Source organism: Paenibacillus sp. Y930 (genome assembly GCF_056786375.1).
In genome coordinates, this window is the sequence record NZ_JBXCIX010000005.1 from 13,587 (window position 1) to 32,587 (window position 19,001).

Genomic DNA, 19,001 nt, shown 5'->3' on the forward strand with positions numbered 1-19,001 from the left:
TACCAATAATTACATACGCTCTGGAGCGGATACTCCTACTAATGTTAATACATTAACTAATGCAATCTGAACAGATTTCACTAGTGCAAGACGAACTAATGTTAATTCGCGATTTTCTGTAATTACTTTTTCAGCACGGTAGTAGCTATGGAATTGTGCTGCTAATTCGTACACATAACGAATTAGACGGTGAGGTGCGTGCTGCGATGCTGCCTCGCTTATTTCTTGCGGCAATTGACCTAATTTGCGAAGCAAATCAAATTCATGCTGGGACGTTAATTGATCGAATTGCAATTCAGAAATTGCAGGGATTTCAATCCCTTGCTCACTCGCTTGACGTAATACACTGCAAATACGTGCATGTGCATATTGAACATAGAATACTGGGTTTTCAGTTGATGTTGAAACAGCTAAGTCCATATCAAAATCAAGATGTGAATCCATGCTGCGCATTGTAAAGTTATATCGAATGGCATCGACGCCTACTTCTTCCATAAGATCCTGCATCGTTACTGCTTTACCTGTGCGTTTGGACATTTTAACTTTTTCACCGTTTTGGAATAGACTAACCATTTGCGCGATTAATACTGTTAATTTTTGAGAATCATGACCTAGCGCATCCATCGCTGCTTTCACACGAGGAATATAGCCATGATGATCGGCACCCCAGATGTTAATCATGCGATCATAGCCACGACCGTATTTTTCAAGATGGTAGGCAATATCTGGTGTTAGATACGTATATGACCCATCATTTTTCACAAGCACACGGTTTTTATCATCGCCTAGCGGCATTGTTGCTAGCCATGTTGCGCCGTCTTCTTCATACACATGACCAGATGCTTTCAACTTATCAAGTGCAGCAATAACTTTGCCTTCTTCATATAGGGAAGTCTCGCTATACCAAATATCAAAGTTAACACGGAAACGCTCTAAATCACGCTTAATTTTCGCTAGTTCACGCTCTAGACCATAGCTACGGTAGAAGTCATATTTCTCTTTGCCTTCTAGCTCCAGTAGAGTATCACCTTTGTCTGCTACTAATTGCTTGGCAAAGCCAATAATATCTTCACCATGGTAGCCATCTTCAGGCATTGTTGCTTCTTGTCCTAGCTGTTGTAAATACCGTGCTTCAATGGAAAGCGCAAGATTCTCGATCTGTTTCCCTGCGTCATTAATATAATATTCGCGCGTTACATTGTAGCCAGCGAAATCAAGTAAGTTACATAGTGCATCACCAACTGCCGCTCCCCTTGCATGACCTAGATGCAAATTACCTGTTGGGTTTGCACTTACAAATTCGACTTCAATAGCTTGCCCTTTACCATCTGCAACACGACCATAATTTTGTTGAAGTTCAAGAACTTGTGTAACAACTTGATATAGATAACGATTATCCATACGGAAGTTAATGAAGCCTGGGCCTGCAATTTCAGCAGATTCGATCGATGCTGCTTTCATATCCAAATTCCCAATAATTGCTTCGGCAATCGCTCTAGGATTTTTCTTCGCAATTTTCGTTAGCTGCATCGCTGCATTCGTAGCAAGATCGCCATGCGTTTTATCTTTCGGTACTTCTAGCACGAATATCGGTAATTGTTCGCGTTCTACTAGTCCAGCAGCCAATACTGCATTAGCGATTGCTTCCTTCAACGTTGCATACATTGCATCTAATACATAGTTTTCCATTAAATTAACCCTCCTGAATGATCAAACGGTTTGAAAATTGTCCTGATAATTGTTCCCCAACAAATATGTCATACGTCCATTCTATCGTGAATGGCAGCTTTGTTGGTAATTGATCCATCATCTGTTCATTAGAATGAAGCAGACGTAGCTTGCTTGTATGAGCATCAAGTTCAAACTTGACTACTTTATTATCATAATAACCACTTCGCTTGATCGCTAGCGCATAAATTTGCTCAGATTCGACTGCACCCCTGCGAGAATGAGAAAGCAATTGAGGCTCATAGCGCAACAAATTACGAACTTCACCAAGTTCAGTCTGTTCTGCATAACGAATGTAGAAGGACTTATCCTTAACAAACCATTCACCCGAATAGGTTAACGCTATATTTTCTCCATCTTGAGTGCTTTCCAATGTAATCTTCACGTTCTGTTTGTGATTCATAGTCTAACTCCTATACCAACACATTATATCTTACTACTATATACAGTATGGGGTTGAAATTCAACGTGAAATCCTATGTGAAATAACAAAAGACGTATTCCTTCCCTTATATAGGGATCGAACACGTCTTTTTCTTTATTAGTCTTCATTTCTCTTTATTTTACAAGGTCTTCCACAAATTTAGGTAGCACAAATGCCGTTTTGTGTAGACGAGGTGTGTAATATTTGGTGTCTAGTTCAGGAATTGCTGTCTCATCCACTTCTAGTGGATCATATTTTTTACTTCCCATCGTAAATGTCCAAAGACCACTTGGGTAAGTAGGAATGTTTGCTGCATATACGCGTACAATTGGGAATACTTCCTTCACATCACGGTTAACCATTTGTATAAGATCAGCTTTGAACCATGGGTTATCCGTTTGCGCAACGAAAATACCATCTTCTTTCAAAGCTTCATAAATCCCTTGATAGAAGCCACGCGTAAATAAATTCGCAGCAGGACCTACAGGTTCAGTAGAGTCAACCATAATGACATCATACGTATTTTTATGCTCATGAATATGCATAAAGCCATCATTAACATGAACTTCAACACGCGGATTTTCTAGTTCACAAGCAATCGTCGGTAAATACTTTTTAGAGTATTCAATTACTTTTCCATCAATATCTACAAGAACAGCTTTTTTTACTTTTGGATGCTTCATGATTTCACGAATAACACCACCGTCACCGCCGCCAACAACAAGCACATGCTCAGGGTTTGGATGCGTGAATAGAATAGGATGAGCGACCATTTCATGATATACAAACTCGTCCTTAACGGTAGTCATAACCATACCATCAAGTACAAGCATCGTTCCAAACTCTTCCGTCTCGATCATATCAAGCGCTTGAAAATCCGTTTGTTCATCAACATATGTTTTTGTGATTTTGGCAGTAATACCAAAGTTCTCTGTTTGTTTCTCTGTATACCATAATTCCATGTCAGATACCCTTCTTTCTATCAGTAGTCAAAAGTAATTATAGTGTAACATGACGAAAAATCAATTCTATTTCCAAAAACTTTATAAATAAATATTTTCATTTGTTACACAACTTGTGAATATCCGCCAATATATTCTTCCATACTACAATTATACAACTAATTATTGTCAACATTCGAGGTGAATCATTTTGTGGAAAAATAAGAACTGGCTGCGCCATCGATTGCGTAGAACATCATTTCCAGCTATTTCAGAACGATATTTATCGTTCATATTAAAGCTGAACAAATGGCTGCGTCGCACCATTATTGTCGTAATCGTTATGATGACACTTATTCTAAGCGGCTTATTCTACATGAAGCAACAAGATTTACCCGTGTCTAACATTAGTCAATCGTCTCAGCTCGTTGATCGAAACGGTGTATTAATCGATTATTTTCATACGGGCGTTAATCGTCGAGCAGTTTCATTGGATGAAATTTCACCTTATGTTATTACAGCAACTCTTTCAATAGAAGATAAGCGTTTCTATTCTCACTTTGGTTTTGATATCAAAGGTCTTGCTCGAGCAGTTGTGGTCAATGTACAGTCATTATCAGCAAAGCAAGGCGCCAGCACATTAACGCAACAACTTGCACGTAATTTGTACCTCACTCACGAAAAAACTTTTGAGCGCAAACTGAAAGAAGCACTCTATACGACACAGCTTGAAATGAAGTTTTCAAAAGATGAAATTTTGGAGATGTATTTGAATCAAATTTATTACGGGCATGGGGCTTATGGTATTGAAGCTGCGGCACAGTATTATTTCAACAAATCAGCAAAAGATCTTGACCTTGCTGAAAGCAGCTTGCTTGCAGGTATACCAAAAGGTCCAACCTACTACTCACCCTACAATAATATGTTGAAGTCCAAAAATCGTCAAAATCTTATTCTACAAGCGATGGTAGATAACGACTATATAGATGAAGCTGAAAAACTAGCAGCTTATGAACAATTACTTGCTTTTGGCTCTCAAGAACAGGAAAGCAGTAATAATGAGGCTTCCTATTTCAAAGATTATGTTATTCAAACGGCAGTTCATGATCTCGGTATAGACGAACAATTATTATACGAAGGCGGCGTTACGATCTATACGACGTTAGACATGAACATGCAGCACATAGCTGAACAAAAGGTTCAAGAAGGATTACTGAAGGATAGTGAGCAACAAGCTGCTCTTATTGCTATCGATCCACGCAACGGTCATATTAAGGCGATGGTCGGCGGTAAAAGCTATGGTGATAATCAGTTCAATCGTACCACTGCAACAACTAGACAGCCGGGCTCGACGTTCAAGCCTTTTGTATATTTAACAGCGTTACAGCAGCATACGTTAACCGTTATGTCCACATTCAAGAGTGAACCAACCGTATTTACCTATGATGAAGGTAGAAAAACTTATGAACCGCAAAATTATGCAGATAAATATACGAATGACTTTATCGCTATGCGCCGTGCTATGGCTAGCTCTGACAATATTTACGCAGTGAACACTTTAATGACCGTTGGTGCTGATACAGTAGCTGAAACAGCTCATCAACTAGGCATTCATGCCGTTCTAACCGCGGTACCATCACTTGCTTTGGGCACATCACCAATAAGTCCATTAGAAATGGCGTCCTCCTATGGTGTATTTGCTAATCAAGGAATATATAACAAACCCGTTGCTATTTTGAAAATTGTTAATAAGCAAGGCAAGACCATCTACGAAGCTAGTTATACGCCAACATCAGTTATTACACCACCTGAAGCATTTCTAGTTACTTCATTATTAGAAGGAGTTTTTCAAACTGGAGGGACGGCCCATCGCGTTCAAAACTATATTCATCGCCCGATCGCTGGTAAAAGTGGAACGACTGCCGTTGACGCATGGATGATTGGTTACACTCCAGAATTAAGTACGGCTGTTTGGGTAGGCTATGATAAGAATCGCTATTTAACTGTGGCCGAAGCGTATCGTGCGGCCCCCATTTTCGCTCACTTTATGGAGGAAGCATTAACGGATGTACCACCCAAAATGTTTCCAATTCCCGAGGATATTGTGACGGTATATATAGATGAGGATACGGGGTTACTAGCATCCGAAGCATGTCCCTCAACTCAAATTGAATATTTTCTTAATGGAACTCAGCCACAGAGCTATTGTGAAACAGCATTAGATGGTTCAGACACTGAAAACCAACCAACAGAAATGCCAAAAGTAGATATCGATGAGCATCCAAGTTATCGTTCATGGTGGCAGCAATTGAAAAAATGGTGGGATGATTAGCTGAATTGTGTCCAAAGTTTGATTAAAAAGTGAAAAGAGTTTGAACAAAGTGACAAAGTTGTGTTATATTAATAAATATAAAGCCCTTACAACATTTCTGTTATGAAATGACAATGAAAATTTAAGGAGTGAATATGATGGCTACAAAAACTGTTAATATACAAGGTTTGACGCCTACTCAACCAGATTCCAAAAAACTTGTGAAGATTATGACTTTAATAGCTTGGGTCATTTTATCTGTAGGTGTGATTTTATGTCTTGCCAATATTACACAATTCAATGATCGCAACATCGGCTTAATGGTCGGTATTGGTTTTTTAGTTGGCAGTGTTCATATTTATGTTATTGGAACAGCTATTAGCTTAGTCCATTCTCGTGCCATGAATCAATCTGTGGCAGATAGTGAACAACCCTAATCATCTACTCATAACCTTCATATTGGGAAGCATACTCAACTCCTTACGGGGATGTGTTATGCTTCTCTTTTTATGAAACCTTATAAAAATTGCTAATTACGGGAAGCTTATGTCTAACAAGTGAACGAGATATGTCAGATATAAGACGAATTATTTACGGATTCGTTAACCCTGCATTTTTATGTGTGATAATTTGTTATCTTATACTTAAGTTCAATAACTCAAGGAGTGAAAACGTCATGAGACCTGTTTCTCGAAAGCTATCTGCACTGCTTATTGTTGCGATGGTACTTATCTTGTCTGGCTGTAGCGAACAATATTTAGTTCTTGATCCTAAAGGACCTATTGCTTCAGCTCAAGCTGATTTGATCCTTCTGACCGCAATAATTTGTGCAGTGATTGCTATCCCCGTCATTGCAATGACGGCTGTTATCGCGTGGCGCTATAGAGATCGTTCTAACAGCAAAGCAAAGTATAAACCTTACTGGGAACACAGCTTCAAGTTAGAAGCTATTTGGTGGGGTATTCCGATCGTCGCAATCGCTTTTCTTGCGGTTGTCACAGTCAATTACACGCATAAACTAGAACCATCAGTCGCCATTCAATCAGAAAACGCGCCTATTGAAATTCAAGTTACATCACTTGATTGGAAATGGTTGTTCACCTATCCTGATGAAGAAATTGCAACTGTCAACTATGTTAAATTCCCAGTTGATACCCCTGTCGTGTTCAAGCTTACGTCCGATATGGCAATGAATTCCTTCTGGATTCCTAGTCTAGGTGGTCAGCTTTATTCGATGAGTGGTATGGCTATGACGTTGAATTTACTTGCTGATGAAGAAGGTACTTACTACGGCTCAGGCGCCAACTTTACAGGTAAAGACTTCGCACAAATGACATTTGATGCTGATGTTACTACTAAAGAGGAATATGATCGTTGGGTACAAGAGGTTAAGGATACTGAAGTTGCTTTGACAGCCGAGGGTGTTGAAGAGCTAAAAGTACCTGGTAGATCTGAAGTTGCTCAATTCTCTAGCTTCCCTGAAAATGTATTCTACGACATTATGCTGCAATATGTAGAAGAAGGTGAAACTAGCGCTCATGCTAACCATATGACTTCTAATACATCGACTACCGATGATTCTGCTGTCGGTGAAGATCATTCTGAACATCTTAATCATTAACAAATTTCATTCAACGAAAGGAGTTTACTCTCCATGTTAGAAACAATTAAAGAGTTTGCTTCCGAGTTTTTCGTTACGGGTGACCCGTTGATTTTGGGTGCACAAGTTTCGATTGCTCTAGCAATGGTTGCCATTCTGTTTGTCCTAACCTATTTCAAAAAATGGCGCTGGCTCTGGACGGATTGGTTAACGACTGTCGATCATAAAAAAATCGGTATTATGTATATCATCTGTGCCATTTTAATGCTATTCCGCGGCGGTGTTGATGCATTATTAATGCGTGTTCAACTAGCTGCACCTCAAGTAGAGTTTTTGAATGCGGAGCATTATAACGCCATATTTACAACACATGGTGTTATTATGATCCTCTTTATGGCGATGCCATTAATGTTCGGTTTGTTCAATATTATTGTTCCACTGCAATTGGGAGCACGAGACGTTGCCTTCCCATTCTTGAACTCATTCAGCTTCTGGATGTTCTTTGCAGGTGCAATGCTATTCAACGTTTCATTCGTAATCGGTGGTTCTCCAGATGCTGGTTGGTTAGCATATCCACCATTGTCTGAATTAAGTGGTAGTCCCGGTGTAGGTCAGGACTTCTATATATGGGGTATTCAAATTTCCGGTATTGGTTCATTAGCAACAGGTATTAACTTCGTTGCTACCATTCTGAAAATGCGTGCGCCAGGTATGAAGCTTATGAAAATGCCAATGTTCACTTGGTCTGTTTTCGCTTCTTCTGTAACGATTATGTTCGCATTCCCTATTCTAACTGTTACATTATTCCTATTATTCCTTGACCGTTATCTAGGTGCTCATTTCTTCACCGTAGATGGTGGCGGTAACCCGATGATGTATTTGAACTTAATCTGGATGTGGGGTCATCCTGAAGTATATATCGTTGTACTTCCAGCATTCGGTATTTTCTCCGAGATTGCTGCAGCATTCTCCAAAAAGAAAATATTTGGCTACAAATCAATGGTATTTGCGTTAATGTCCATTAGCTTCTTCTCCTTCTTCACATGGGCCCATCACTTCTTCACAATGGGTTCTGGAGCGAATGTTAATGCGTTCTTCGCAGTTACGACAATGATTATAGCCATACCGACCGGAGTTAAAGTGTTCAACTGGATCTTTACGATGTATCGAGGCAAGTTGTCATTCCCAACTCCGATGATGTGGATGTTAGCGTTCATCCCATGTTTCGTTACTGGGGGGATGACAGGAGTAATGCTATCTGTTGCACCTGCTGACTTCCAGTTCCATAACAGTTACTTCTTAATAGCCCATTTCCACCATGTATTAATTGGTGGTGTAGTATTCGGATACTTTGCAGGTCTATACTATTGGTGGCCGAAAATGTTTGGTTTCAAATTACATGAAGGTCTTGGTAAATGGGCGTTCTGGTTCTGGAACATCGGTTTCTACGTATGTTTCATGCCGCAATATGCACTTGGATTGATGGGTATGACTCGTCGCTTTAATGAATACAACTTTGACATGGGCTGGCAACCGCTTAACGTTGTCTCCACAGTTGGTGCATTCTTGATGGGTATCGCATTCATATTCCAAGTATGGCAAATCGCTCATAGTATTAGATTCTTGAAAAAAGAGACAAATGGCGACAATTGGGGTCAAGGTCGTACACTTGAATGGTCTATTCCATCTCCTGCGCCGTTCTATAACTTTGCACGTATACCACATGTTGTTGAGCAAGATGACTGGTGGGAGAAAAAAGAACGTAAAGCTAGAGGGGAAGCTGACCCAGCTGAAGTTATTGCAGCTGATACAGTTCCGCTTGAACCAATCCATATGCCGAAAAACTCTGGTATTCCGATTATAATGGCTGGCTTCTGGTTCACGGCTGGTTTCGGTTTTGTGTTTGACTGGAAATGGATGATTATTTTAGGATTAGTCGGCGTTGTTGCTACAATGATAGCTCGTTCCTTCAACTACAATGATGATTACTATGTTTCTGTTGAAGAAGTTGAACGTATCGAAGCCGCTGCATTAAAGGGGGCTAAATAATGTCACAAGCACATGCTCACAAACATGATCAAAGCCATCAAGATCCTGAACAATTGAAGCAATTTGGCTTCTGGCTGTTCATGGTTACCGATGTTATTCTATTCGCTACTCTATTCGCTACCTTCGTTGTCCTACGGGGCAACGTTGCTGGTGGTCCTGTAGGATCAGATCTGATTGAGATCAATGGGATTATCGTCTCAACATTTATTTTGTTAATAAGTAGCTTTACAAGTGGTCTAGCATTACTTTCTATGAATAAAGGCAATAAGCAGGGGCTTATCTTCTGGTTAGCTGTATCTGCTTTACTTGGTCTATCCTTTGTTTATCTTGAAGTTACAGAGTTTATCCACCTAATCAATGAAGGTGTTAACATTGGAACAAGTGCATATTGGTCGTCCTTCTTCACCTTAGTTGGTGCGCATGGCCTTCACGTTTCGCTTGGTATTGTTTGGATTACTTTAGTTATTATGCAAATAGCAAAACGTGGTATTACTCCTGCTACAAAACGCCGTGTAAATATTATTAGCTTATACTGGCATTTCTTGGACGCTATTTGGATCTTCGTATTCTCGATCGTCTACTTGATGGAGGTGATGTAGCATGGCATCTCATCAACAACATGAGCACCAGGAACAAACACATGGTTCAATGAAATCTTATATTATCGGTTTCTTGCTTTCCGTTGTGTTAACAATTATTCCTTTGGTTGCTGTATTGAATGATATGTTTAATAAGAAGACGACGATTGTTATCGTCCTTATTACAGCTGTACTACAATTTCTTGTTCAATTACTTTTCTTCATGCATATTCGTGAAGAAGAAAAACCAAGATACAATCTTATTTCACTTGTCTTTGCCATCGTGATGCTACTGACTATCGTTATTGGTTCCATGTGGATTATGACTTATAATGCCGTAGCAGTATAAGCTGTTGCCTTGCAGAAACGCCGCTATCAACCACTGTAACTTAAGTGGATGATAGCGGCGTTTTGTCTATTCATATAAGCACTCCTAAAAATACGGTTCAAGACCAAAACCAGCGATTGACGAAATATGAATGGACGTACTGGATTTTCCGCAATAGCTCCATTCAGCACAAACGAGCGGACACATAGAACACCTAATTAGCGTAAAACCAACACTTTATGATGTAAGAGGACTCACAGGACCCTATTTATAGTATTACCGGCAAAGTTCACTAGTGAACGAGCGAATAAGGTTCTGTGAGTCCGCGAAAACTCGAAATGAGCGAAAAACGCAGAAATAAAGTCCTGTGAGTCCGCTAGTATTGCTATTGGCATTGGGATGTAATGAAGGGGCTAATGTGGCGGGGCGATGGGCAATGTGCTGTATTTACGCAACATCCGCCGTCACTCTCTTTCTAAAAAAAAACAATTAACATGGTATCTATAATTAGAAGCGCAATGATATACCAAGCTATATAAGCGTGAAGGTCATCGACTAACGTTGAAAGAATTAATATAATCATACCTATGAACTTCAAAAAATTAACTGAGTAATAAAAATCGGCAATGATACGATTGTAACGTGGTATTTCTAACCGCTTAATGAGCAGTTTTCCATTATTACAAACAAAACAAACAAAGAAGTTTATATTACAAAGCCATACAAACAGCAGCCATTCTGACAAGATGCCATCATATAGAACACTCCACAAGTTCACAATTCCCATCGCAATAACAGCTGTCAGCCACAAGTATTTACTTTGGACAAACCTCACTTATTGCTCACCGTTTTATAGGTACGTGTAGCGCCTTCTTTTTTTGCTAATCATTCTTGTACCAATCCCTATTAAAAACGATAAAACAGCAAAAATCACTAATAATAAAAATAGAAATACCGATTCTTTTTCTTGAATAATTTTTAATATTACGATAGTCGTTAGATTAAAAGACATATGCATTAGTATGGATGCCCATAGGCTATTTAAACTTACAGCTAGCCATGCAAACAACAACCCCAATATAAATGTATATATTATCTGTAGAGGATTTACATGAATAACAGCAAAAATAGAGGCTTGTATAATAATCGTTGTCGTCATTGAATAATGGGTTTTAAAAGTCTGATACAGTAAACCTCGAAATATAATTTCCTCTACGAACGGTGCTAGAAACCCTGTAACTAATATAACAACAAATATTGAATCTGCTTGCACCTCATTAGAAATTTTTGCATCGTGATTTGTTGATAACTGTTGAAAAATGTCCAATTGGGTTAATAAGCTGAAACATATACTTGAAATGATTCCAAGCCCTATTGCTAACAAGATATCTGAAAAACTAAGTTTTCTTACTCCACAGTACTTCCATAAGGATACTTTCTTTTCCTTACGAATAATAAACATATACAGCAGCAGGGATAACATTACACCTACTAATGATATGGTGTTTACATTTAAATCAGAGGCTGAAGAAATCTCGCCGTATTTAAAAAAGTTAATTGCTATAAATATTATTGTTGAAACTAAATACGACAAAATAAACACACTCAGATATCCTATGATCTCTGACCATATTTTCCATCTAAATTTCATATACATTCTCCAATCTTCTCTTATATGTAATTCAACAAAATGACCATATTGAGGTAAAAAATTTAATATTGTAGGTATTTCTATTTTGAACTTTTCCTTTATTTTTATATAAACAAGCCTAGTCTTAAATTTCGACTAGGCTTGCTTTTTTCGATATTTCGCTACACTATTAGTTCTCTACTCTATTAAATTCTAGTAACTGTATAGCCTTTGTTCTTAAGCTGAGTGATTAGACCATCCTCGCCAAGCATATGAAGATAACCAGCTACGACAAAATATGATTCTTTCTGCTCATTGCCCAAGTAGCCTTCAATTTTCTCCAGCATGGCTGCATGGCGGTTTTTCAGCAACTTTTCATATACTTCTGGACTTTCTTGTAGCATCGTAACGAGCTCTTCCAATCCAGCGTCATCACCTTGAATCCATAAGCCAGCCAAAGTATCTATTGATGGCTCTGATGTAGTAGCTGCATCGTCTGTACCAAAGATTCCATCCAGCACTTCATTGACTTGTTGTTCCTGAAGCTCCTTGGAATAACTATCGAAAATATTCAGCTGAGACGAATAAGTTTCCAGTTCTAGAATCGGCTTGTTGGCCAATTGCGCTCTACTTAAATAGTACATATCAATGCCCAGTCCACCTTGATAACCGGAGGATGCCGTTACAAAGTTAGCCATATCCAAATAAACTGCCCATGGTTTATATGTATCATACGCATTAGTAGGCAGCTCTAGTGCTTCCAGGAACGATTGCACTCGTGCGTACGTCTCTGCCGACACATGATCCTTTAGCGTTGTTCCGTCTGAATATACTTGCAATGCCTGAATTTCTTTAGCTGTTTGCTCATCAGGTCCTGCCGCAATATTAACTTCAACGACTAGATGATCAGAACTGTCAAATGCCTCTTCAATTTCATCGCGAAGTGGGTACATTTTCGCGTCTCCCATATGGATCGAGCCTAGAAGATGTACTTCCACACCGTCTTTTTCCACTTTCCAGATGTATCCTGTACTAGCTTCTTTCGTTAATAGTACGGAACGTGCGGCGCCCTCCCATTCCACGTCAAAGCCAATCGCTTCACTTATAAATCTTAGCGGCACATAGGTGGTATTGTTAAAGACTTTAGGAGCTGCCGTCAGCTCTGTTTCAATCCCATTAATATATGCAGTAGCATTTCCAACTTTAAACGCAACAGACAAGCCATATTTTTCTGCTGTTACAACTTCATTTCCCTCATCCCAAGCGACAACATAACCAAGAGCTTCAAAAATCTCGCGCGCCGGAACAAGCGTCGTGCCCTGCTCAAGAAGCGGTTCATTGTCACCAAATTGAACAACTTCTCCATTCAGTGAAACCGTTATTGCCTTCTTCGCAGTAGTGTCTACTCCCTGTGCCTGAACCCCCGTTGCCAGTGTAAATACCATAATTAGTGCAGCTAAAAGTGAGGTGATTTTCTTCATTTTGTTGCTCCTTTTCTTTCGATACTTTTTAATAGATTCCCCTTGGGATTGTACCAATAATATGAATATTTATCAAATATATGAAACTGTGAATTATTGCAAGACTCCTAATACAGCATTTCTCTTTTTTTTCATACGATAGATTATACTTATTGAGTTTATGATCATAAAAAGAAATATACTTAAAAGAGGTATCTGTCCTTTGACACTTTGTGACTTAACTATATTGTAGGTAGCAAACGGAACCAACAAGACTATGCCTATTGAATAAATAATTAGAATTGTTTTCTCTGATTTCCTTACGCTCCGCATTTTACACCTCCAAAATAATTTATAAGCCTTTGGCCAAATCCTGTTTCTATTTCCCCATTTACCTTCTCACATCATCCATATTTTAGTGAGTCCTAAATAAACTAGTACTTCTCACCACTCTTACTTTCTAGTAAAATAATTTTAACCCTATTTCTCCATAATTATAATTTTGAAGTTTATCGTGCAAAGTATTACCTATTTTTTTACTACTGTCTGTCTTTCATTCTAATAAACTGCGCAGTGTCGATACCTCTCTTGTGCTTTTCTATAAACTTAGTTTTTTCCCTTTAATCAATATACTTTCCATATTAATGCCATTTACTTTTTTCAAACAGGCAAGAGCAGATTTCCTTAATAAAGGATATTTTGCAGCCCTTTCTCCTATATTCCTCAGCTTTTCATACGGTTATGATCAATATTCTAGCGTTTGTGACAAAATAAACACTTCCAACCGAATTTGTTGTAAGATATTCGCATAGATATCAAATATATTTGCAACCACTATATCCGACTAAACACATTGAAATTATATTGGAAATACGATTCATTATAACTCCTTTGACTTTTTTATGCCGATGAATAAATTACATAAAAGCCTAAACAACACGCTAATAGATTTGTTATCTTATCGCTATAACCTTCTTCTTAGAGCATTCCACATAAGCTGACCTACTAAAAAGTAATCTTTCATTAACCTAGGAGGAACCATGAGTAAAGTAAATACGCTAATTGTAGACGCTGATCCTATTTGGCGAGATTCTATTAAATCTTTACTTGCAAAGGAACATGATATTCATGTTATTAGCAGTGTAGCTACTGTTCAAGAAGCACTTCATTATATTTCGGAAGTCGATATTGTTGTATTAGACATTAATGTAGAAGAATATCAATTAGACGGTATAGAAATTGTTCGTGACATAACAATTATTAAGCCAGTCCCTATTATTATTGTAACAATGATATCAGATCAAAATACAATACTATCTGCATTTCAAGCAGGAGCGATGAACTATATTGATAAGCTCAACTATGATGTTCTACCAGCTACTATTCGCGAAGTTATTCATACTTGCTCGCCCTTTCAATTATTACTAGAGGACTACCACAAACTTCGTAGAGGTATGGCGTTTCATACGTTAACTCCTGCCGAAAAAGAAATCATTAATCTTATTATTAAAGGTTATACCTTATCTAACATTAGCTCAGCGCTATATAAAGCTGAGAGCACAGTGAAGAATCAAGTTGGAAGTATATACAAAAAGATGAATGTGAAAACCCGAAAACAGCTTATGGGCATATTACAATAAAACACTAGTATGTAGGAGGAGCTCAATGTGGCCCCTGAAAACTATTATAGTTTTGTTCATATTACATCTGATAAATGTAGTTTATTCGTTTATTAAAGATCATGAAGTGGCTTACTTTTCACTTATTATAATCGTTCTATTTCTAATTATTTTTCTCGTTACATACTTTCGTAAAAACTAGTGCTAAGATCAACCGTATATTAGAATATATTGGCTATACCGCTTTTGTTTTTTATATTATTAGTTTGGTTATTATTGTGAATACAAAAAAGCAGAGGCGTCCTTAGCGGAAGCCTCTGCTTTTACTATTACGATTCTACGACACTACCTGCCGGAACAGATAATATCAGATTAGAATATACTCGATCCGTAACTAGACCACTTACTTCATGCTCAATATTGTTGACGAAGATGTATAACACATCACCTACTTGCTTCGTTTGCAACAGTTGCTGCTCTCGCAATGCAATAGCGTCCTTTGCTTCATACGTTACAGAACCAGTTAATAACACCTCTGTTAATCCTTCATGCTCAGTTATGGTTAACGGAACGGTACTTTTCACTATAATTTTAGCTGGCTCAGCTTGAGCTATAGCCACTTGCTCATCTACGAATAATGAGCGTTCCTTCATATTAAATGCTTGATTCAACTCATCCGTAATCCCTGTATAGAACAACGCAGACATAATCAATGCCCCTACACTAATAATTGAAACAAACCATAGACTTAACCAATCATATTTCAGCTGGTACTTCTGCTTATGGTTCACTCTCATCGTCAGTAATAGCTCAGCTCCAAGCAATATAAATACAACTGGTGCTAGCCATAGCAATAACTCATACGCCGATATCTCCTGCCATAAAGACATTGCAAAAGCTATCCCCATACCGATTAATGTTACTCCCATTGAAAATGAACCAATTCTCCATACTGGCTTCTGCTGAACTTCCTGATGGTAAACTTCAGCTTGTGGCTCTCTAATCGTTGCAGCCTGCATTACTCTTCGCCTCCTACATTACGGCGGTTACGTTTACTTGACGTGCCGAATAGTAACTTCATACCTAGAACGACCATTACAAATGAAATAATAACGGTAGGTAGCATATACTTCAATTCATAATACTCCCTTGCCCAGTCTGGGAACTTTATATCAATCAATCTCGATGCAATTTTATCAAATAAATAGTAGATCCCCACAACGAGTAAGCCAATTCCAATCCAACGTTGATAAGGAATAAACATCGCTACAAACGGCTCATCCTTTAATTCATCCTTTTCCCATTTACGCAGCTGAGACAAAATATCAAAGAATGCATAGCACCATAGTAATGGTAATAAGAACAAGAATATAGTCAATCGTAATTGATCCATAATAAATATACTCGCTAGGAAGCTCCCCATAAGCTGCAAGCCCCGCTGTTGAAGCCCAAGGTACAAATGTCCTGCACCAGGGAAAATCGATAAGCCAATAGCCGTTACGCGGTTTTTACGTCCATCTGCCATATAATCCTCCATATTGGAAAATAGCGACTGATCGTTAATTTGCTCACCTTTTTGACGAGTAGCTAACAATGCTAAAGCATCAAACATACCATAGATCCAAATAATCGGTAGCGCTAACCAAAGCACTAAGATTGATGGTGTACCAAGTACGATACCAATAAATAATGTTATACCGAATACACCAACAAATAAAATCATCAATGTAATGCCTCGCGTAAGTAAACCCATATACATATGACCTAGACCTGGGATAATAGACATCATCATCACCTTAGTCTTTTCACCTTGTTCCTTCACTTCTAGTGGATCGTATACATGACGTAGTTGACCATATTCATCTCGCTCCATCGTTGCAGATGCTGGATGGAAAGCTCGATGCTTCCCGCTCGCAATGGTAATCAGCATATCTAGCATATTGATTAATGCAAAAACACCTGCAAAAACCACCGCTACTGCAACCATTTCTCCATCTACATAACCATCAAATATCATTACCATAAACAGCAAAGCTAATGGTCCAAAGAATCCTCCAGCATATAAGATAAACCGGAAAACTCTACCGATATATAAATGTCCGAACCCTGGTAGTAGTGATAGTAAAAAGGCTACAAGTGGGCTTTTATTTTCTGCTCTCATCTTTTTCAACTCCTTAAAATTTTTCATTGCTAACCTAACTGCTCCCAGTAATGAAGAATCACATCGGAAGCATTGGCTTTTGTATGGCTTTCAGATAAGCTTCATATTCGATGCCGCATACGCTACATAACCTAATCTTCGTTATCAAAGTCTGCTATTTGAACTACCTCTTCCAATGGGGTTCAAAAAGCGGGCTTTCAGAACCGAGAAGATGGAGCGTTACTTGAGAAAGGCGGAAGCGCAAGTGTACGTAATTGGTACACACGAACCTTACTTTCCAAGTTCGCTTCATATTCGATGCCGAAAACGCTACATAGCCTCACTTCGTTATCAAAGTCAGCTATTTGAACTACCGCTCAAAGCGACTATCTTGTACCGCCTCTATCCAACGCGACGCTTTATCAAGCCATTTCTCTGATTGCGGTTCGGCTGAGGATTCCGGAACAGGTTGTTGATCGATGTTCTGATTCTGTGATTGCACCGTCCGATCTAGCTTAACAAGTGTATGAGACACTGTACTCATCAGACCTGATGTAACAAGTAATAGCGTTATTGATGCAGCAATACCATACTGTACAACCGGTCGCTGAATCCAGCGCGGCTTTATTGCTAAGGCTTGCTGACGAATCGTATCAGCTACTTGATTACTTAATAATTCTGAATCAAGTATTGGCCCAGCTGGAAGCTGATCTAATAATGATACAAATTGCTCCATACATTGTTCGCATAATTGAATTTCCAACTCAACTCTTTCTCGCTGCTGGTCTGTCACCTCATTGCGTATGTACGCACAAAGTTCTCTCTCGCTAATATGCATAAGTTGATCTTTCATTCAAAATCCTCCTTTCGCCAATGTCGCTTCATCCATAATCTAGCTCGATAAAGTCGTGATTCCACTGATTTCTTCTCAAGTCCAGTTTCCTTAGAAATCTGCTCATAACTTTTTTCTTCCATATAGAAGGCATGAATGATTTCTTGATACTGCTCTGGTAACTCATTGATTTCTTGATGGATCATTGCTTTTCGTTCCTGGGCAAGTAATGATTCCTCTATCGATGGTTCATAGTCCTTATTCTGCCATGATTCATATTGTTGATCGGTATCTTCTACAATATCTTCTCGTTGCCTACCAATCTTTCTCCTTGCATCAATCGCTCGATTCACTGTAATGCGGGTTATCCAAGTTTTCAAACCTTGATTGCGATACTCAGGGAGAGCTCGATAGATTTGAACGAATACTTCTTGCGTTACATCCTCAGCGTCCTGATGATGGTGTAGTACAGCGAAAGCTGTCCGATACACATGCTCATGGTAGACCTGTACAAACTCTTTATATCTACTTGTACCGCCTGCCCGAATACTGTTCAACCATTCCTGCTCATTAATCTGCTCCCCCTCCTCTCCATACAATAGACGAACGCAATCGCGCCAACCCCTGCACATTTTCAAAAAAAACAAAAAAAATCTCCTAGCATCGAGTTTAACCTAAAGTTAAACCATCATACTAGGAGATTTTCAGATCATATTCAGAGAGATCACAAATGATCAATCACTAGAGAAGGAGTTTAAGTTCCTCTGGCGAATGCTCCCACCACTCTACATTATGCTCCATTAGCAATTTACGAAGTGCTGCTTTTTCAACTGGGCCAATATTATCAAGCATATAGCGGCTCTTCATTGCAGCATCAAGACGATTAACATGATCCGCAAGAATCTTCCAGCCGCGTCGTGCTTCTGTATCGACTAGCATTTCACAAGACGTCGCACCAGCATAATAAGCCCCTGCTTCATCTCGAGCTACTGCAACCCAGACGATCCAGCATGGTCGTCCATTAGGAGTATCCTCTTTGTTAGGTGAGAATTTGATGCCGCGTTCAATTTTACTTTTGGCATGCATCGCACCTACATCGATAAAAGCTACTCCTTGGTCGATCATTACACAAGCAACATCACTTAGATCAATGGAACCTGCGCCAAAACCTTTATGTTTTTTATTACTCACAACGTTCAGAGTCAATTGTTTCTTTTCTTTTTTCTCTGGTTGTGTGGATGGATTCAATTCATCTGTCACTTTTATCACACCTTCCGATACATTAATTCTATTTTAGCTAATATTATTGGAAAAGCCAACATATACATGCTGTAGATGCTTGTCAACGGGAGGGAATCGAT

At 38.8% G+C, this 19,001-nt stretch carries 17 protein-coding genes; 7 read left to right on the forward strand and 10 right to left on the reverse strand.

Translation table 11 applies throughout. From position 1 onward, the window contains the following. Positions 1–9: 9 nt before the first annotated feature. The 3 genes from argS to speE form a co-directional block, all read right to left on the reverse strand. The gene (gene argS, locus AC1TO5_RS15135; protein WP_482063669.1) at positions 10–1,689 is read right to left on the reverse strand and encodes an arginine--tRNA ligase; all 1,680 of its coding nucleotides are present in this window, start codon (positions 1,687–1,689) and stop codon (positions 10–12) included. 4 nt (positions 1,690–1,693) lie between these two features. Further along, entirely contained in the window at positions 1,694–2,131 is a 438-nt protein-coding gene (locus tag AC1TO5_RS15140) for a YwiB family protein (protein ID WP_482063670.1), read from the reverse strand. Positions 2,132–2,286: 155 nt separating this feature from the next. After that, positions 2,287–3,114, reverse strand: a complete 828-nt coding sequence (speE, locus tag AC1TO5_RS15145) for a polyamine aminopropyltransferase (RefSeq protein WP_482063671.1) — start codon at positions 3,112–3,114, stop codon at positions 2,287–2,289. A gap of 190 nt (positions 3,115–3,304) precedes the next feature. Here speE and AC1TO5_RS15150 point away from each other — a divergent pair, with 190 nt between their 5' ends. The 6 genes from AC1TO5_RS15150 to cyoD all read left to right on the forward strand — a co-directional run bounded on the left by AC1TO5_RS15150 (position 3,305) and on the right by cyoD (position 9,980). Next, the gene (locus AC1TO5_RS15150; protein ID WP_482063672.1) at positions 3,305–5,425 is read left to right on the forward strand and encodes a transglycosylase domain-containing protein; all 2,121 of its coding nucleotides are present in this window, start codon (positions 3,305–3,307) and stop codon (positions 5,423–5,425) included. Positions 5,426–5,559: 134 nt separating this feature from the next. Next, positions 5,560–5,841 carry a hypothetical protein gene (locus AC1TO5_RS15155; protein WP_482063673.1) on the forward strand — a complete coding sequence of 94 codons (282 nt, stop codon included), beginning with the start codon at positions 5,560–5,562 and terminating at the stop codon, positions 5,839–5,841. Between the two features lie 239 nt (positions 5,842–6,080). After that, positions 6,081–7,025 carry a ubiquinol oxidase subunit II gene (gene cyoA / locus AC1TO5_RS15160; protein WP_482063674.1) on the forward strand — a complete coding sequence of 315 codons (945 nt, stop codon included), beginning with the start codon at positions 6,081–6,083 and terminating at the stop codon, positions 7,023–7,025. A 33-nt stretch (positions 7,026–7,058) separates the two neighbouring features. Continuing rightward, positions 7,059–9,053, forward strand: coding sequence for a cbb3-type cytochrome c oxidase subunit I (locus AC1TO5_RS15165; RefSeq protein WP_482063675.1), 1,995 nt, complete (start codon positions 7,059–7,061; stop codon positions 9,051–9,053). Continuing rightward, the gene (locus AC1TO5_RS15170; protein WP_482063676.1) at positions 9,053–9,652 is read left to right on the forward strand and encodes a cytochrome (ubi)quinol oxidase subunit III; all 600 of its coding nucleotides are present in this window, start codon (positions 9,053–9,055) and stop codon (positions 9,650–9,652) included. Before AC1TO5_RS15165 ends, AC1TO5_RS15170 begins: the two co-directional genes overlap by 1 nt. A 1-nt stretch (position 9,653) precedes the next feature. Then, positions 9,654–9,980 (forward strand): cytochrome o ubiquinol oxidase subunit IV, encoded by a 327-nt coding sequence (cyoD, locus tag AC1TO5_RS15175; protein WP_482063677.1) that lies wholly within the window; start codon positions 9,654–9,656, stop codon positions 9,978–9,980. An 829-nt stretch (positions 9,981–10,809) separates the two neighbouring features. Here the strand turns inward: cyoD and AC1TO5_RS15180 are convergent. Continuing rightward, complete coding sequence (locus tag AC1TO5_RS15180) at positions 10,810–11,610, reverse strand: CPBP family intramembrane glutamic endopeptidase (protein WP_482063678.1); 801 nt, start codon at positions 11,608–11,610, stop codon at positions 10,810–10,812. Between the two features lie 185 nt (positions 11,611–11,795). Beyond that, entirely contained in the window at positions 11,796–13,070 is a 1,275-nt protein-coding gene (locus AC1TO5_RS15185) for a TraB/GumN family protein (protein ID WP_482063679.1), read from the reverse strand. Between the two features lie 1,019 nt (positions 13,071–14,089). Here AC1TO5_RS15185 and AC1TO5_RS15190 point away from each other — a divergent pair. Next, a complete protein-coding gene (locus AC1TO5_RS15190; protein WP_482063680.1) occupies positions 14,090–14,689 on the forward strand; it encodes a response regulator in 600 nt (199 codons plus the stop codon). A 308-nt stretch (positions 14,690–14,997) separates the two neighbouring features. On the opposite strand, the gene AC1TO5_RS15195 is transcribed toward AC1TO5_RS15190, so the two are convergent. From AC1TO5_RS15195 to AC1TO5_RS15215, 5 genes are all read right to left on the reverse strand, one after another. Next, positions 14,998–15,687: a hypothetical protein gene (locus tag AC1TO5_RS15195; RefSeq protein WP_482063681.1), complete on the reverse strand. Its 690-nt coding sequence runs from the start codon at positions 15,685–15,687 to the stop codon at positions 14,998–15,000. Then, on the reverse strand, positions 15,687–16,829 hold the full coding sequence (locus tag AC1TO5_RS15200) for a hypothetical protein (RefSeq protein WP_482063682.1): 1,143 nt from the start codon (positions 16,827–16,829) through the stop codon (positions 15,687–15,689). Before AC1TO5_RS15200 ends, AC1TO5_RS15195 begins: the two co-directional genes overlap by 1 nt. A gap of 349 nt (positions 16,830–17,178) precedes the next feature. Then, complete coding sequence (locus tag AC1TO5_RS15205) at positions 17,179–17,661, reverse strand: anti-sigma factor (RefSeq protein ID WP_482063683.1); 483 nt, start codon at positions 17,659–17,661, stop codon at positions 17,179–17,181. Next, the gene (locus tag AC1TO5_RS15210; RefSeq protein WP_482063684.1) at positions 17,658–18,287 is read right to left on the reverse strand and encodes an RNA polymerase sigma factor; all 630 of its coding nucleotides are present in this window, start codon (positions 18,285–18,287) and stop codon (positions 17,658–17,660) included. Before AC1TO5_RS15210 ends, AC1TO5_RS15205 begins: the two co-directional genes overlap by 4 nt. Positions 18,288–18,381: 94 nt before the next feature. Continuing rightward, complete coding sequence (locus AC1TO5_RS15215) at positions 18,382–18,900, reverse strand: YwhD family protein (RefSeq protein WP_482063685.1); 519 nt, start codon at positions 18,898–18,900, stop codon at positions 18,382–18,384. Between the last annotated feature and the right edge of the window lie 101 nt (positions 18,901–19,001).

What these genes read in the sequence shown, in the direction of transcription:
- AC1TO5_RS15205 (WP_482063683.1), bottom strand. Translation starts at nt 17,661, where the DNA reads ATGAAAGATCAACTTATGCATATTAGCGAGAGAGAACTTTGTGCGTAC.
- cyoA (WP_482063674.1), top strand. Translation starts at nt 6,081, where the DNA reads ATGAGACCTGTTTCTCGAAAGCTATCTGCACTGCTTATTGTTGCGATG.
- AC1TO5_RS15190 (WP_482063680.1), top strand. Translation starts at nt 14,090, where the DNA reads ATGAGTAAAGTAAATACGCTAATTGTAGACGCTGATCCTATTTGGCGA.
- AC1TO5_RS15155 (WP_482063673.1), top strand. Translation starts at nt 5,560, where the DNA reads ATGATGGCTACAAAAACTGTTAATATACAAGGTTTGACGCCTACTCAA.
- speE (WP_482063671.1), bottom strand. Translation starts at nt 3,114, where the DNA reads ATGGAATTATGGTATACAGAGAAACAAACAGAGAACTTTGGTATTACT.
- AC1TO5_RS15170 (WP_482063676.1), top strand. Translation starts at nt 9,053, where the DNA reads ATGTCACAAGCACATGCTCACAAACATGATCAAAGCCATCAAGATCCT.
- AC1TO5_RS15140 (WP_482063670.1), bottom strand. Translation starts at nt 2,131, where the DNA reads ATGAATCACAAACAGAACGTGAAGATTACATTGGAAAGCACTCAAGAT.
- AC1TO5_RS15185 (WP_482063679.1), bottom strand. Translation starts at nt 13,070, where the DNA reads ATGAAGAAAATCACCTCACTTTTAGCTGCACTAATTATGGTATTTACA.
- AC1TO5_RS15165 (WP_482063675.1), top strand. Translation starts at nt 7,059, where the DNA reads ATGTTAGAAACAATTAAAGAGTTTGCTTCCGAGTTTTTCGTTACGGGT.
- AC1TO5_RS15200 (WP_482063682.1), bottom strand. Translation starts at nt 16,829, where the DNA reads ATGAGAGCAGAAAATAAAAGCCCACTTGTAGCCTTTTTACTATCACTA.
- argS (WP_482063669.1), bottom strand. Translation starts at nt 1,689, where the DNA reads ATGGAAAACTATGTATTAGATGCAATGTATGCAACGTTGAAGGAAGCA.
- AC1TO5_RS15180 (WP_482063678.1), bottom strand. Translation starts at nt 11,610, where the DNA reads ATGAAATTTAGATGGAAAATATGGTCAGAGATCATAGGATATCTGAGT.
- AC1TO5_RS15195 (WP_482063681.1), bottom strand. Translation starts at nt 15,687, where the DNA reads ATGCAGGCTGCAACGATTAGAGAGCCACAAGCTGAAGTTTACCATCAG.
- cyoD (WP_482063677.1), top strand. Translation starts at nt 9,654, where the DNA reads ATGGCATCTCATCAACAACATGAGCACCAGGAACAAACACATGGTTCA.